Origin of the sequence: Methanosarcina sp., assembly GCF_035390745.1 — an archaeon.
Taxonomy (GTDB): Archaea; Halobacteriota; Methanosarcinia; order Methanosarcinales; family Methanosarcinaceae; genus Methanosarcina.
In genome coordinates this window covers 80,662-97,648 of sequence record NZ_DAOOUJ010000003.1, presented here as the reverse complement: position 1 = coordinate 97,648, position 16,987 = coordinate 80,662, and the positions used below count along the sequence as shown (strand labels likewise).

The following is a 16,987-nucleotide window of genomic DNA, read 5'->3' as shown; positions in this document are numbered from 1 at the left end:
GAAAACAGGAGGGTTTTCAAACCTTCCTGGGATCTGTAATTTCTCCTGTGAGGGCGGATGCTCCTGCGGTTGCAGGAGAAGAAAGGTAAACAAAAGACTCTGCGCTTCCTTCTCTGCCCTTGAAGTTGCGGTTTGAGGTAGCAAGCCCAACTTCTCCGGGACCGAGGAGGCCGAAAGAGCCGCCCATGCAGGGTCCGCAGCAGGGAGCTTCAACGATTGCACCCGCATTTATGAGTTTTTCAATATATCCGGCTTTCAGCAGTTTCATGTACTCGGTCTTTGAGGCAGGCACGACCAGGAGTCTAAGACCTTTTGCAACAGGTTCATCTCCCATAATGTCAGCCATTATCTTAATGTCTTCAAACCTGCCGTTCGTGCAGGAGCCCATAAAGATCTGGTCAAGCTTCGTACCTTCTACTTCGCTTACCGGTTTTACGTTATCAACGTTATGCGGGCAGGCTACCTGGGGCTCGAGGTCAGAGACATCGTAATGCCTGACATCCAGATATCTGGCATCTTCATCGGACTTCCAGTAAGGGTCAAGTTTGTAGCCTGGAATGCGCTCTTTAAGGTACGCTTCAGTAACCTCATCAGCTTCTATGATTCCTGCTTTTCCCCCCATCTCGATTGCCATGTTGGATATGGTCATGCGCTCGGGGATGGAAAGGGAGCGGATTGTAGAACCTGCATATTCGGCTGCCATATATCTGGCTCCTTCTACGCCCACATCTCCAATCAGATGCAGTATAAGGTCTTTGGAATAAACACGCTTCGGCAGCTTGCCTTCAATTTCAAAGCGGAAGGTTTCGGGAACCCTGAACCAGAGTTTGCCTGTAGCAAAAACGGCTGCCATGTCTGTGGATCCTATTCCGGTAGAAAATGCCCCTAAAGATCCGTATGCACATGTATGGGAGTCAGAACCCACAATCAGGTCTCCTGGTCTCACATGTCCTTTTTCGGGCAGGACCTGGTGGCAGACTCCTTCATAAACGTCATAATTTAAAATGCCCTGCTCTTTTGCAAACTTCCTGAGCATGATGTGGTTTTGCGCGGCATTAATTGAGTCTGCAGGGACCTGGTGATCGAATATTATTACTATTTTGCTTGGATCCCATACTTTCTTTTCTTCTTCATCTCTCATGATTTCGTAAAAGCCCTGGACTGCCAGCGGACCTGTGATGTCGTGGGTCATTGCCAGGTCTATGTTTGCCAGTACGAAATCCCCGGCTTTCACGGGAGTTCCGGAGGCCTTTGAAAAGATCTTCTCCGAAACGGTCATCGGACGATTGTCACTGCCAGACATTCCGGTCATGGGGATAACTGGCGCTTTCTAATAAATAAATTTAATTGATGACTCGGAAAAGAAATGAGGTTCAGGACAGAAGTAGATTATTCTCAGATATATGCCTCTCTTAATTTCAGTACCTGTATGCCTTTTTTATAAACCCGTCAATTTATCTGCTGCAATAAGGCACCTCTTTAATCCTGCGGCTCAATCAATGATTTTTGTACTTCCTTTGCTGTCATGTACTATGTAAACGCATGTCCCTTTTTCCAGATTACTTCTGGCAATCTCCAGACCCTTTCCCGTTCTCTCGAAATCCTCATACTTTTCATACATCGCAAGTGTATCTTCTAATTCTGAGATATATCTGGAAAGTAAAGAGTTTGCAAGTTTCCTGCTTTCTTCCAAAGAAATATGGTCTCCAAGCCCTTCGCATTCGCAGGTGTAGAGTTTAAGTTCTTCGAGGTAGAAAGGATAGGTGCTGCAGAGCATTGGGCGGACAGGGTATATCCTGCACCTGTTTGTACCCTTTTCCAGAAAAATGCAGTCCCCATTTCTTTTCCGCCTGAGCATCCATCCATAAGCGTGGATATTTCCCTCCGAATCGATGTCTTCTTTTAAAAGCTCAAGTACTCTGAGGGATTCTGAAGCGGCTTCTTCGTCTATTTCCTGTGTTACGGAAGAGTTTTCTATATCTCTGCCCTCTTCTTCGCCTTCGTCTTCTTCAGGGAGGCAGGCATCAGGGATAAGGGGGCCTGCAACCTCAAGTTTTGAAAGCCCGGTGTACTCTATGATTTTTTCAATTTCCGGCGGTGTCAAAACTACTCTGTTGTCTCCGAAAGCCCTTTTGCAGCACTTTCCGCAGTGCTGGCAGGAAAAACCTGTTTTTTCAATTTCGGCTGCAAGTTTTTCAGGGTCAAGTCTGCGGGATATTTCAATTTCTTTTTTAAGGGCGGCAATAAGAGTGAGCTGATATTTTGTTTTTCCTGATTTGTTGTTATTGCTTGAACCTGAATTTTCCATGTATGGATTCCTGCCCTGAAGGTACATCAAATTAACGCGATAATGATTGATGAAGAAGATGGAGCTATAAATAAAGAGTATGCACGTAAAAAATAATCTTCATTCCCTGAACCCTCTCAAGGAATATTTTTACTCAGGAAGTAAGGTAAGGGACTGAAGAATAAGAGGACGGTATATCTCAATACTGGTTTTATTTGCTAAGTTTTGAGTATATCTCAGGGAAAGCATTCAGAGAAATATCATTTTCAGGACAATCTGTTTTTATTCTCAGGCATTTTAAGCTCAGATCTAATGATATTATAGTTATTAAATGTTACTACTATTTAAAAAAATATTAACAAATATTAAAATAGTCAGGATATATTAATTAAAAGTATTTTTATTGACTATAATGCCTATGAAGTAATAGGGTAGAAATAAAGATTTTAAAGCTTAATAGCTGTTGAAAGGCAGAATTCCGTATCTCAGAACCTGTATGCATATATGTATTTCATAAATTTAAATACAAATTGTGTAATATGGCATAAAAATCTCAAAAGATATATTCTAAATTTCAATTAGAAAGCTTGATATATCAAAAATATTGTTAATAATCTTGTTATTTGTATTAAATATTAAGTACAAGCTGGAATACTATGAGAAAAAGTACTTGAGAACTATGTCAAAAAGAACCCTATCGGAGGCAGGAACATATTTAATCCCCCTTCTGCCAGAAAATAGGCGCACAAGGTTTTTTTTCTAAGGATAGTGGCAATTTATTTGTTCTGATTTTACTGGCAACATTATTCATTCCTGTTATCCTTTTCCAGGAACTGATTGTACATAGAACTCAGGATGTTTTCTCTAATTTGGAACAGGAGGAAAACTTACGAACAGGAAACTAATTTTAATTTTGCTGACTCTGATCCTGAGTAGCGGAGTCTGCCTCGCTGATAATTACGTAGGCGGTATTCCCCTTACTTCTGTCCAGAGCGGAACAGTAGATGGTGGTATCTACTGTGACAGCTATTATGGGACAGGAACCCAGGCAATACACGATGCAAAAACTATAGACAAGACTTTTACCCTTCCGGCTAATGCCGATGTAGAATGGGCAATGCTTCTCACAACCGTATACTGCGGCCATATGCAAAATAATTATCAGGGGACTGCAAAAGTAAGCTTTAACGGTCAAACCCTCGGAACAGAGACCCTGAACGTACCTTTTACCTACATTACAAATGGAGGAAATGACGGCAAAGCATATGCTCAGGTTAATAACCATGTGAACAGGGTAACGAGTGACTATATGATGTATTATGATGTCACAGACCTTGTAAAAGCAGGGGAAAACAAAGCTACCGTAAAAACAGAACCCACTGACGATAAATTCGACGGGCGGGTAAAACTGATAACCCTTGTTGTGGCTTACAATGACGGCAGCGGTAACAAGATATGGTATCAGGTCAACCGCGGGCATGATGTGGACACTTATTACAGTGATGAAGATCTGGAAGAAAATTATGTGGGGAGCACATCTTTTAATGCCGCTTTACCGGCAGGTGCATCCCTTGCTGATGCAGACCTCACACTGGTGCACATGGCAAGCGAGGACGGGACGTACACTTTCAATGGGAAAACACTTGCTTCAGGAACACCTCAGGGAACTTACTGCGGGTCCAATACCTGGGACGTCAAAGATTCTTTTAAATCATCCGGTGCAAACACCCTGACCTATGACAGAAGTGGTGGTTTTTACAAGAATGCGTTCGGCATCCTGACCGCTGAATACTCGATATCATCTTCTGATGACACGACGGACGATACTCCAGGTAACACTACAGACAATACTTCAGGTAACACAACCGACAATACCTCAGGTAACACTACAGACAATACCTCAGGTAACACTACAGACAATACTTCAGGTAACACAACCGACAACACATCAGGTAACACAACCGACAATACCTCAGGTAACACTACAGACAATACTGCAGGTAACACTACAGACAATACTTCAGGTAACACTACAGACAATACCTCAAATACCACGGGAGAAACATCTTCAGCTGACCTGGGCATACAGGCTATCAAAGTCTCTCACAATGATGCTACTAAAGCCTGGGACAATCTGAACAATACGGTAAATGTTACTGTAATAAATAATGGACCCGAGGATGCAGGCAGTTTTGCACTTGGACTTTATTCAGAAGGAACCATTATTGAAAGCAAACCAATTTCTGGACTTGCAAACGGCGCTTCGGAAACGTTTAAATTTACTTGGAAGCCGGAAGAAGTAAAGAATTACACTCTCAAGGCAGTTGTCGTTCCAGGCTCTACTATCAGTGATACGAACGCGACAAATAATGAACTGAGCAAAGTCCAGCCAGTAATGCATAATGGTTATGCCGGAGATAATCCTCTTGAGACTTATGCCCACGGTATCGTTCAGGGAGACGTTATTTATGATTACGGAAACAGCACTTACAGCAACAAGATAACCTCTGGAGGCACATACTCCGTAAGCCACTCCCTCGATCTTCCAGATGGAGCAACTGTAAAGCTTGCAAGGCTCTATAATTTCTGGACCTGGAGCGCAACAGGCACTACTGGAGTAACTCCTTCCATGAGCCTGCAGTTTGATGGGAATTCTCTGACTCCTGAAGCCGAATACAGCGACCAGAAAGGCTGGGGGTCGCAGTACGACTACCCGACAGGAACATGGGCTTATAATGTCACAGGGCTTGTGAGTGAAAATGGAACTTATACCACAACAGTCACAAACACAAACAGCGACTCAAGCAATTATTTCTGCGTTGATGGGATAGCCCTTCTTGTAGTGTACGAAGACCCTTCAGGCAAGGAAATCGAATACTGGATCAATGAAGGCTGCGACATGGTAAGTACAATGAGCACCTCAGGAGGGCTGACTCCAGAGGAGGCTACTGTAGAAATCCCATTCGAAGAAGGTTCGATAAATCTCAGTAATGTAGAGGGAGCCCGCCTCTGGACTACAGTCCAATCCGGAGGGCATTCAGGCATATCCCTGGAGTTTAATGAAATGAATGCCTCTGGAGTTTATGACTCAACTCCTTACTCGGATCTGGATATTGATGAAGCAAGGTCTGTCGGGACATATCTTCTGTCCGGGAATAACAGGGCCAGGATAGTACCACCCTTAGTTACGGATAACAGCGGGGATTACCTCGCCCCCTCAGGTGCAGTCCTTGTTGTCAGTTATAAGGGTGAAGTATCTGCCGCTCCGGCACTTTCCCTGTCTGCAAGCCCTCTCAACCTGACGGCAGGAAAGGAAACTAACGTTACTTACACTGTAACGAGTTCAGGAACGCCGGTAGAAGGAGCACTTGTTAACCTGAGCGGCTGTGCAACAGGTTCAGGAACGACTGATGCCAGTGGAATAGCTGTACTTGCTGTAAATGCAAGTTGCGAAGGAACCATTACAGCAACAGCAAGCAAGGAAGGCTATACAGGTGCAGATCTTATCCAGCAGGCAGTATCTGAAACCGGAACTCCTGTTACTCCGGCACTTTTCCTCTCTGCAAGCACTCTCGACCTGCCTGCAGGAATAGAGACCGAAGTTACCTATATTGTAACAAGTTCAGGAACGCCGGTTGAAGGAGCACTTGTTAACCTGAGCGGCTGTGCAACAGGTTCAGGAACGACTGATGCCAGTGGAATAGCTGTACTTGCTGTAAATGCAAGTTGCGAAGGAACCATTACAGCAACAGCAAGCAAGGAAGGCTATACAGGTGCAGATCTTACCCAGCAGGCAAAAACCGCGTCTTCTTCGCCTTCTGGATCAAATTCCTCTGCAGAAGTGTCGCTTAATGTGACTATCATACCTGCAATTTGCCTGACGGTCTCGCCTGATTCGGTAGATTTCGGAACAGTAACTCCGGGAACTCCAAGCCAGTCTGTATCCCTCACCCTTAAAAACAGTGGAGGTACCGGCATAAAAGTGACAGCCGACGTGAATGATCAGGAGAACGGTCCCTTTGTAACGGGACTTCTTCTTGACCAGAATATCTGGTCCAGCTACAGCAAAACTATAGCGGCAGATAGCTCGGAAACCTCGGAAGTCCAGCTTGACCTTCCGCTTAACTATTCGTCTTCAGGACAGTTCCAGGGAAGCCTTATATTCTGGGCAGAAGCAGCCTGATAAGGCTGTTTCTTTATTTTTCGGCGAGGGTAACGGAAAAAAGTTCTGAAAAATGTTGAAATCCCTGCCGGAAAAATTCCTGTTTTTTGGGCTTATCAGACTGCCAGATATTCAGAGGATGAAAGGGCATGTCCGGAGAAATCAAGACACTGACTTCTGTTAATGTTTTTTTACATCGGCTGATTTCCGGGTCATATTCCGGTAAAGCTAAAAATATGCCGTTAACTGCTATAGAATCAAAACATCCATCAACAAAAACAATGAAAAAAAGTAAAAAAGATACGCATAAAATCAACATTTTTCTGAAATTAATAGTTTCAATTGTAATCGAGCATTTTTCATCTATAGTAATAATTAAATATTAATAATTATTACTTTTATGAATAATATTATGAATATAAATTAAATATTCTAGTTAATTGTTTATTAAATATGCAAACAAAATACCTATAGAATTACTGATAAAATCTCTAAAAAAAATCCTTTGAAGCATTCTGCGTAAGTGGGAGCTGAATATTTTTTGAAAAGCAATTGTTGAGCTGTTTAAAATCCGGGAATTTTATTTTCAAATAGAAGCGATTTATATCTTTTTATTTGAGCTGAATGTCTGCTAATAAATAATTTATTGAAAAGGTCAGTTCTTTCAAGCCTCCTGCCACAAAATTGCTATTTGTTGCACATAAATAAAGAAAAAAGCATACCTTCAAGAAGCATTTAGAAAGATTGATATATCTGAAAAGTTGTTAATAAAAAGTTAATTAGTATTAATATTTAGGAACAAATGGGAAGAAGTTATGGAGAAAATAAATTCTGAACAGGATAGTTAATAAAATCATATAAGCGCAGTAAAATTTAGAGAATTAGATAAAAAAGAAATTAATAAGTTTTTCATATCACCATAACAGCAACCTTATTTTATTTTTTATAAGACAGATTGGATTTCTGTTACGTCCTTGACAGGAGCTGTTGCGCACTACCTCAGGATTTTTTTCTCTAAAATGGTACAGGAGGAAAAATTTACGAACAGGAAACTAATTTTAATTTTGTTGACTCTGATCCTGAGCAGCGGAGTCTGCCTTGCTGATAATTACGTAGGCGGTATCCCCCTTACTTCTGTCCAGAGCGGAACAGTAGACGGTGGTGTCTATTTTGATAGCTACTATGGAACAGGAACTCAGGAAATACATACCGTTAAAACTATAGACAAAACTTTTACCCTTCCGGCTGACGCAGACGTTGAATGGGCAATGCTTCTCACAACCGTATACTGCGGCCATATGCAAAATAACTATCAGGGTACGGCAAATGTAAGCTTTAACGGTCAAACCCTCGGAAACGAAACCCTGAATGTGCCCTTCACCTACATCAGCAACGGAGGAGACGGCTACGTTCAGGTAAACGACCACGTTAACAGGGTAACCAGTGACTACATGATGTACTATGATGTCACAAACCTTGTTAAAGCAGGGGAAAACAGAGCTGTCGTAAACACAGCGCCTCTCGATAATTCTTTTGATGGGCGGGTAAAACTGATAACTCTTGTTGTGGCATACAACGACGGCAGTGGCAACAGGATATGGTATCAGGTCAACCGCGGGCATGATGCGGATACTTATTACAGCGATGACGAACTGGGCGAAGATTATAAGGGAAGTACAGCCTTTGAGGCATCCTTACCTGAAGGGGCATCCCTTGCCGATGCAGAGCTTACAGTTGTGCATATGGCAAGCACGGATGGAACATATAATTTCAACGGTAATAAGCTTGCTTCAGGCACACCTCAGGGAACTTACACAGGGTCCAATACCTGGGACGTCAAGGATTACTTTAACTCCGGCACAAACATGCTGACCTACGACAGAGCTGCTGGCTTCTATAAAAATGCCCTTGGTATTCTGACAGCCGAATATGCCGAGTCCCAGGTATCTGCCCCGGTAGCTGACTTCTCTGCAAATGTGACCGGCGGAACAGAACCTCTTACAGTCCAGTTTACCGATGCTTCAACTGGCACCATCTCATCCTACGCATGGGACTTCAACAACGACGGTTCAATTGACAGCACTGCACAGAACCCCTCATACACTTATACATCAGCCGGCACTTACACAGTTAACCTTACAGTCACTAACGCAGGCGGGAGCGACTCTGAGGTGAAAGCCGGATATATTACAGTAAAAGCAGCGGCAACAAATGACCTCACGATCTCAGGAATCGTAAATACGGTCCCTTCAAGCGCGGTCTTTGCCCGGGAACCTAATTCCGTAAAAGTCAATACGATCAAAAACACTGGCTCTTCCGCCATCACTAACATCCCTGTAGCACTGTATGCGAGTGACGTATCCAGTACAGTTCCCGTAAACACGACAACGATTGAATCTCTGGCAGGAGGAGGATCAACTTCTGTAACCCTTATAGATCCAACGATCCGCAGCCTTGAGGGTGGCACTGTAACCTATACAGCAGTTGTTGATCCTGATAACCTGATTTCAGAAACCAATGAGACCAACAACAACAAGAAAAGTGCATCCAAATATGTCAAATATAACGGGTACAAGGGCAAACGCTACTGGGAAGGCGGCAGTGATATCACCACCAAACATGAGTATGATCTTCATGGTAACCTTTTGTACTCCACCCAGCCGGAATCTGCTTACAGGGGCGTTGGATGGACTACCAGGACAGAGACCTGGAGTGCAAGTGATCTTCCGGTCCCGAGCGGTTCCACTATAGAAAAGGTCTTCCTTTATTTTGCCTATAACTGGGACCAGACACCTGGAGGGTATCCGTGGTTAACCCTTAACTTCAACGGAAACATCCTTGATAACGGGAATCTCTCTACAGGAAACGGAAACCTTTACAGGGACTGGAGCAATTTTGGCTCATATCCTGATTATGAATATGGGCTCTGTGTCTATGATGTAACCGACAAGTTTAGCTCCGAAGGAAACAGCCTTGTAACGAATCCCTACGACAGTTCTTACAATAAAGTTGCACTGTACCCCAGCACTCTTGTTGTGATTTACCGGAACCCCGACGAAACCCGGAAGCATATCTTCATTAATGAAGAATGCGACGAACTGGGATTATCTGAGTCAAGTTATGCAACTACTCTTGAAGAGGCAACAGCCTATGCTCCATTCACCGGCATGTCTATTGACAGGGCAAATGTCACAAAAGCCATGCTGTACAGTTTCGCGGGAAGTGCCGGTCCTGAAGAAGGAAACCTTCTTTTCAACGGAAATACTGTGGCAACCGATGTATGGGGGGGAAGCTCCAACACCGCAAGTCCCCTGGTCTTTAATGCGACGAACTATATCAGTGAAACCGGTAACGAAGCCGGCATCCAGGGAACGACAAGCGGAGGTATGGTCGCTCTCCAGCAAATCCTTGTAATCGAATATCCGGCAGATGCACCCATTGCAGCGTTTACTGCAACACCGACTTCTGGAGATGCCCCTCTAACAGTCCAGTTCACCGACCAGTCCACTGGTGTTGTCTCTTACTATTCATGGGACTTTGACAACGACGGCAAAGTGGACAGCACTGAGCAGAACCCCTCATACACATACGCTTCAGCCGGAACTTATGCCGTAAACCTCACAGTCTCCGGACCTGGCGGCAGTGATTCTGAAGTAAAGACAGGATACATCGTAGTAAGTGAACCACTGCCTGAAGCACCAGTTGCAGCGTTTACTGCAACACCTACTTCTGGAGATGCGCCTCTAACAGTCCAGTTCACCGACGCATCAACCGGCATTATCTCTTTATATGCATGGGACTTTGACAACGACGGCAAAGTGGACAGCACTGAGCAGAACCCCTCATACACATACGCTTCAGCCGGAACTTACGCCGTAAACCTCACAGTCTCCGGACCTGGCGGCAGTGATTCTGAAGTAAAGACTGAATACATCGTAGTAAGTGAACCACTGCCTGGAGCACCAGTTGCAGCCTTTACAGCTACACCTTTAGCTGGCACAGCTCCTCTTTCCGTAACTTTCGCAGATCAGTCAACGAACTCTCCTACCTCATGGAACTGGGAATACAATAACGGCTCAGGTTGGGTACAGTTCTCTACTGAGAAGAACCCCACCTATAGCTTTGATACCGCATGCCCATATGACATCCGTCTTACTGCAACCAATAGCGGCGGGAGTGATGATGAGACAAAGCTGCATTACATTGCAGTAGCTACAGGACGCGAACCTCTTACTACTATCCAGACTGGAAACGTCTCAGGTGACCTTTACTTTAGTTCACCAACGACATGGGTCAGTTCAAAAGATACATGGGTTGCTCACCCTGAACTAAACCTGACTTTTAACCTGCCAGCAGCAGCAGTAGGAAACATCGAATGGGCTAAGCTGTACGTGAATACCTACTCAGGTTCAGCAGGTAACAACTATGCCCTTATCTCCACAGTAAAGTTCGATGGGAATGGAGACAGCACCTTCGAAACTACCCTTGGTAGCGAGACTATGGACATAGCATCCGAAAATAACGCCAACTCCTATCCGCTCAACGACCATGTAAACAAGGTATTCTCAGACTATGAAGCTCAGTACGACGTGACCAGCCTGATATCAGCAGTTAATCCGGCAGTCAATGTCAAAGAACAAGCTATTAGCGGAAAGAGCTTTGATGGGAGGATTAAAGGAATTACACTAGTTGTTGCCTACAATGATCCAGCATCCACAAACCAAACATACTACTGGGTGAATCACGGAGGAGACTGGATTTCAACTTCAGGTAGCGGACTAACCACCTTTGATACCGAAGGGCTCACCAGTGGATGGGTCAGTGCTGAAAGCAAGATTCGCCAGGTATCCACTAAAGATGCTACCATCTATACTTTCAACGGCGTGTCTAAAACAGGCGGAAACAATACGCCCAACTACGATGGACTGAACACCTGGGACGTGACAAATGATATCATTTCTGGACAGTCAAGTACTCTTGTATACTCCAACCCAGCTGGTAGTTCTTACAAAACAACCCTTGCTACTCTAAAAGTCAAATATGTAACTCCACCAGTTGCAGCATTCACAGCTACCCCGACTTCAGGTGATTCTCCCCTGGATGTCAAGTTCACCGATGAGTCTGCAGGTTCTCCAACCTCCTGGGCCTGGGATTTTAACAATGACGGAAATGTCGATAGTACTGAACAGAGCCCGTCTTATACCTACACTTCAGCTGGCATTTACTCTGTGACCCTCACAGTTACCAGTGCAGGTGGAACTGACAGTGAAACAAAAACGGACTATATCACAGTCTCATCTCCGGAAACCCCGGATACGACAAAACCTGTGATTGAGTCGGTTGTTCTGTTCCCTGCAAATACAACCGCAGGTTCCACAATCGAGATCAAAGTGAGTGCAACTGATGATGTGGAAGTTATTGAAGTTAAAGCAGGAGATATACAGCTTATAAATACAGATGGCATCTGGAAAGGCAGTATAACTGCTCCTTCGTCACCTGGAGATTATTCTCTCCAGATCACGGCAAAGGATGCTGCTGGAAATACTGTCGAAACTTCAGTACCCTACCATGTTGTCCAGCTTTCCGGCGGTGCTAATATTGCTGTTTCACCACGGTCCAGCAGTGTTACAGCAGGAAATACAGTTTCTCTTTCTATCAAAGTGAAAAACACACAGAACATCGATGACACTTTTAAAGTCCATCTAAGTGTCAGCGAACTTCCTGCATCTTATCAGGCAGGCCTTTCCTGGTTTAACTGGACTGAAAAAGTTGTAACTCTGAAGGCAGGAGAAGAAATCCTCGTTCCGGTGGAAATTGCCGTTCCTGAAGGAACTGCTGCCGGCCGTAAACTTTTCAGGGCTAATGTGAACTCAGAAACGTCTTCTATTACCGGATTTGATACCGGATACCTGGCAATATCCTGAAAAGGGTGATTTAATGCAAAGAAATGTTTTCTCCCGTGAACCATTCATGGGATTTTTGATTTTTTTATTTCTTTGTTTTTAAGAGTTGAGAGTATGAACAAATTTTGGAAAAGATGGTTTCCTGAATTGTAGTCATCTGACTAATTTGCAATATGAAATTGAATCTGAGTCTAAAAATCTGAATCTAAGCGTACACCAGCAGTTTTGTCGGGTTCATGTATCATAACTGGAGCTCGGACATTTGCTGGTCAAGTTTTAATGGTTTGAGGTGAATTTAGTGGTAAAAATAGGATTTTTATTTGGTTTATTAAGCTTGCTGCTTCTGGCTAATACCTGTTCGGCAGCAGTTGAATTGACAGTTACCCCTGTGGAAGATGAAAATGTTACAGCAGGGGGAACTATATCTTATCTTGTAACAGTAAATGCAACAGAAGACCCGGGTTTCCCGCAGATAGAGCGTTTTTCAATCCAAAATCCGCAACCTAACTGGAGTTATATTTTTAACCCTGAGGAACTCACTCTTGAAAAACAAGGAGATCTAAAGACATCAACATTAAATATTACGGTTCCTGAGTATGCTGAGGTTGGAAAAACCTATCATGTGGTTATAGCAGATGGATATAATTATGAAGACTTAAGTTTTACTATTGAGCATGACGAGTCAGGTATTAACCCTAATGTTCAGCAGGTTCCTGAATTCCCTTCAATTGCACTGCCTGTGGCTGCTGTCCTTGGCCTGGTTATTGTCTTTGGACGCAAAAAAGAATAAGCATGTGTGATGCTTTGAAAATACTATCAAGTGTTAGAATATAAGAAATTGATACTTTCGGGCAGGAGCTGTCCTGATAAAGGGGCTGCTCCTCCTGTTTACTTTTTTGTTATGGATTTAATTGACTTTTTGTAATAGTAGACTGATCTTTGAAGCATCTGTGCTGTAACAAGTAATCCTTTTACAAATCAGGCCTTCCGAAAAAAACAATCGTACATGTTTTTTTTAAAGAGGTGGATATCGAAGATATCATCTGCCATTGCAGGTATCATACTGATGATATATTCCATATATGCTTCATTTGTGATAAAACTGTTGTACTATATTATATTTTTTAATTTTTGTATCACATTTTGCCAGACTTTTTTATATTATTCTTTGAGTTACAAAAACATATATAGTATTACATACAATTAACTAAGTAACATCTTAAAGATAAGTAAGTATTACCAGTGGGCGATATGATGGAAAAAGAACTTATGAGAATAGGGGTTTCCCTTCCCGATACTCTCCTTGACAAATTTGACGGTATTATTGAAAGCAGAGGTTATTCTTCCCGATCTGAGGGAGTAAGAGATGCTATCAGGACTTATATTTCTTATTACGAATGGATGAATAATATCAAAGGTCACCGTGCAGGAACAATTACATTTATTTACGACTCTACAAAACGCGGGCTTTCAAATGCCCTTACAGATATACAGCATCATTATTCTCACATTATAAAGTCCTCTGTATATATTCATCTCGACAATGAAGCCTGTTTTGAAGTAGTTATTTTGAAAGGGGAAAGTGAAGAAATAGCAGAGCTTGCCGAATCTCTGATGGCTCTTAAGGGAGTGAAGTTTTCAAAGCTCACAACTGTAGATTCTAACGAAACAATTCAGGATCCTTCAGAGAATATGAAAATTACTGCATAAAACTCGTTAGTTGCTCTGAAAACTCGCCATTAATATGTTAAGTACATAATTATGGAACAAAAGGTAGAAGTTTAATTGACCTGATACAAGATAAAAAATACTGATAGTTTTCATCCGGCAGAAGAACTAATTTTTGAAAGGATTTAATTGAAAAGTCACCGGGTTGAGACAAGATTTTCCTGCTCAAATTCAAATAGTAGTACTAATAATTAATAATGTATTATATTCTGGATAATTTTAACTAATTTTTAGCAATAGATTATATTAAATAACTAATTAATTACATTTGGTGCTACTATGGAAACAGGACTGATGAGAATAGGTGTTTCCCTTCCCGATGCTCTTCTGGAGAAATTTGATGGAATAATTAAAGAAAAAGGCTATCCGTCTCGCTCGGAAGCCATAAGAGATGCCATTACGAGTTATATCACTTACTACAGATGGATGGGGGATATTAAAGGTCATCGCGTAGGGACAATTGCAGTTATTTATGACCTCACAAAACACGGACTTTCTAATGCTTTAATAGAAGTACAGCACCGTTACTCGCACCTGATTAAATATTCCGTACACTTATACCTTGGTCATGAAGAAGGTTTTGAACTGATAGTCCTGGATGGAAGCGGCCAGGAAATAACGGAACTTGCCGGGGCTATAATAGCTATCAAAGGGGTAAAATTTTCAAAACTAACAACAATAGCACCAGATGTAAAATAAGGAATTTGTGGAGTTAATTTACATTATAAAGTGTGGATATACTCATGCTGTTTCCACATGTCTGATCCTGTTCTATCCTCACGCCTGGAATTCCCCACCTTTCCGCATTTACAGGCGAGGAATTTCCAGAGTTGCATATTTAATTTATTTAGGAGGCGTGTCTGTTTTTGAGTCTTTCAGATATAGTATGTATGTCAAACTAGTACATAATATTTTTGCAATATTTCATAATATTTAATGATATTATATTTGATATTTGTATTACCAATTTGAATTAAATATAAGTTCATGTTTACCCTGAATTAAGTGCCAGGATGCAGCAGTTAAATAATTATCTGGAAGTAGGAAAATGAAATAATATACCCGGAGTAATATATACTAAAGAAGTAAAATAAAGAATACTGAACATAATCACAAAAATAAACGGAAAAAACTGCATTTGAAGAAGATCCGAGGTAATAAATTTGAGAGATGACCCGAGTGCGGAATCGCTTGAAGCCTGGATTATCAGGCTGAGGCGAGAATTCCACCAATACCCCGAACTCAGTTTCAAAGAATACGATACCCAGAAGAGAATCCTGAAAGTCCTTGGAGAACTGGGAATAGAATCCAGGAAAATTGCAGACACCGGCGTACTTGCAAGAATCCGGGGCACTATGCCTGGACCCTGCATTGCACTGAGGACAGATACTGATGGGCTCGAGGTTCAGGAAGAGCTCACAGAAAGAAACAGGGAATATATTTCCAGAAACGATGGAGTAATGCATGCCTGCGGGCATGACGGGCATATGGCAATGCTCTTTGGGGCTGCAAGACTGTTTCTTGAAAACAGAGATTTTCCGGGAGAAGTCCGCCTGATTTTCCAGCCTGCAGAAGAGATACCCCCGGGAGGCTCGGAGAGAGTTATTGCCGAAGGCGGGCTTGAAGGTGTGGATGCAGTTATGGGCATGCACATTTTTACCACTCATGAATCCGGAAGCGTGGGGTTGCGCCCCGGACCTTTTATGGCAAGCACTAACCGTTTCGAAATCATATTTAAAGGAAAAGGAGGGCATATCTCACTGCCAAAAAAATGCATTGATCCGGTCAGGATGGCAGTAGATTTTATAAACAGCCTCTATTCTTCTCTGGACGAGAGGCTTGAACAGGATAAATATGTCCTTGGAGTGGGAAGGATCCAGGGTGGAGCCCAGTTCAACAGAATCCCTGACAGTGTAGGAGTCCTTGGGAGCTACCGGACATTTGACAGCGGAACTACAGCCATTATTGACAGGACAATAAAAGAGTGCCTTGACAGAGTAAAACAAAAATATGTGAAACCCGGAGAAGAGTTTTCAGGCTTTCCGGATTATGAACTTGACATCCTGCACGGTTATCCTGTCCTGATAAATGACCCGTTTTTCACAAATGCAGTTAACTTAAAACTGCAGGAAAGCTTCCCCGAACTCACGATCTATCCTGAAATCGAAAAGACTTTCGCTGCAGAAGACTTTGCAAGCTATCTGCAGGTAGTTCCAGGAATTTTCATTTCACTCGGCACTCTGAACCAGAAAAAAGGGATCGTGGAAATAAACCACTCCTGCACGTTTGATATTGATGAAGATATCCTGCTAAAAGGAACTGAAATTTTCTACACCATATCCATGGATTTCCTCAAGCACCCTGAAAAATATCTTAACAGCCAGAAATGCCATGATCTTCATGAGTATCTCGAAAAAGCCTGAATTAATACAGGCGCTTTTCATTTCAACATAAGGAGAAAACATGATAATCCAGAGATATGATGACTCCAGAATTGAAGAAGTTCGCGAAGTTATCCTGGAAGTTCTGCAGGAGCATGGTTTTGAGTATGACAGGCTTAAAGATGCTGACCTGAAGGATATTAATGAGTATTATTTTTCTAAAGGAGGCACCTTTTTTGTAGGGATTGATGAAGGCAGGGTTGTGGGTACTGCAGGTGTCCGCAAACTTGATGGGAACCTGTGCGAAATAAGGCGCATCTACCTCAAAAAGGGTTACAGGGGAAAAGGCAATGGGGAAAAGCTTTTTCTGGCTGCTCTGGATTTTGCCCGGAAAAATTGTGCCGGCGCCGTGCTTAAAACCGATTCAACCCTTAAAAAAGCAATAAACCTGTATCTTAAACACGGTTTTTCTTTCATAGAAGAAAAAAAAGGATATCTGTACTATGAGAAACGGTTTTGAAAAACC

The 16,987-nt window shown here is 42.6% G+C and carries 9 protein-coding genes; 7 read left to right on the top strand and 2 right to left on the bottom strand.

All coding sequences use genetic code 11. The features are described 5' to 3' along the window. Positions 1-16: 16 nt before the first annotated feature. Both PLL47_RS01885 and PLL47_RS01880 read right to left on the bottom strand, forming a co-directional pair. A complete protein-coding gene (locus PLL47_RS01885) occupies positions 17-1,279 on the bottom strand; it encodes a 3-isopropylmalate dehydratase large subunit (RefSeq protein WP_502883668.1) in 1,263 nt (420 codons plus the stop codon). Between the two features lie 213 nt (positions 1,280-1,492). Then, entirely contained in the window at positions 1,493-2,308 is an 816-nt protein-coding gene (locus tag PLL47_RS01880; protein ID WP_324444177.1) for a YkgJ family cysteine cluster protein, read from the bottom strand. A gap of 892 nt (positions 2,309-3,200) precedes the next feature. On the opposite strand from PLL47_RS01880, the gene PLL47_RS01875 reads away from it, so the two are divergent. From PLL47_RS01875 to PLL47_RS01845, 7 genes are all read left to right on the top strand, one after another. Then, positions 3,201-6,470 (top strand): DUF3344 domain-containing protein, encoded by a 3,270-nt coding sequence (locus tag PLL47_RS01875; protein ID WP_324444175.1) that lies wholly within the window; start codon positions 3,201-3,203, stop codon positions 6,468-6,470. Positions 6,471-7,516: 1,046 nt separating this feature from the next. After that, positions 7,517-12,373: a DUF3344 domain-containing protein gene (locus tag PLL47_RS01870; protein ID WP_324444173.1), complete on the top strand. Its 4,857-nt coding sequence runs from the start codon at positions 7,517-7,519 to the stop codon at positions 12,371-12,373. Positions 12,374-12,650: 277 nt separating this feature from the next. Beyond that, on the top strand, positions 12,651-13,142 hold the full coding sequence (locus tag PLL47_RS01865; protein ID WP_324444171.1) for a PEF-CTERM sorting domain-containing protein: 492 nt from the start codon (positions 12,651-12,653) through the stop codon (positions 13,140-13,142). Positions 13,143-13,606: 464 nt separating this feature from the next. Beyond that, a complete protein-coding gene (gene nikR, locus PLL47_RS01860; RefSeq protein WP_324444219.1) occupies positions 13,607-14,062 on the top strand; it encodes a nickel-responsive transcriptional regulator NikR in 456 nt (151 codons plus the stop codon). Positions 14,063-14,359: 297 nt separating this feature from the next. Continuing rightward, positions 14,360-14,779, top strand: coding sequence for a nickel-responsive transcriptional regulator NikR (gene nikR, locus PLL47_RS01855; RefSeq protein ID WP_324444169.1), 420 nt, complete (start codon positions 14,360-14,362; stop codon positions 14,777-14,779). A 464-nt stretch (positions 14,780-15,243) separates the two neighbouring features. After that, on the top strand, positions 15,244-16,503 hold the full coding sequence (locus tag PLL47_RS01850) for a M20 metallopeptidase family protein (RefSeq protein WP_324444167.1): 1,260 nt from the start codon (positions 15,244-15,246) through the stop codon (positions 16,501-16,503). Between the two features lie 40 nt (positions 16,504-16,543). Continuing rightward, the gene (locus PLL47_RS01845; protein ID WP_324444164.1) at positions 16,544-16,981 is read left to right on the top strand and encodes a GNAT family N-acetyltransferase; all 438 of its coding nucleotides are present in this window, start codon (positions 16,544-16,546) and stop codon (positions 16,979-16,981) included. Positions 16,982-16,987: the final 6 nt, after the last annotated feature.

What these genes read in the sequence shown, in the direction of transcription:
- PLL47_RS01885 (WP_502883668.1), bottom strand. Translation starts at nt 1,279, where the DNA reads ATGACCGTTTCGGAGAAGATCTTTTCAAAGGCCTCCGGAACTCCCGTG.
- PLL47_RS01880 (WP_324444177.1), bottom strand. Translation starts at nt 2,308, where the DNA reads ATGGAAAATTCAGGTTCAAGCAATAACAACAAATCAGGAAAAACAAAA.
- nikR (WP_324444219.1), top strand. Translation starts at nt 13,607, where the DNA reads ATGGAAAAAGAACTTATGAGAATAGGGGTTTCCCTTCCCGATACTCTC.
- nikR (WP_324444169.1), top strand. Translation starts at nt 14,360, where the DNA reads ATGGAAACAGGACTGATGAGAATAGGTGTTTCCCTTCCCGATGCTCTT.
- PLL47_RS01845 (WP_324444164.1), top strand. Translation starts at nt 16,544, where the DNA reads ATGATAATCCAGAGATATGATGACTCCAGAATTGAAGAAGTTCGCGAA.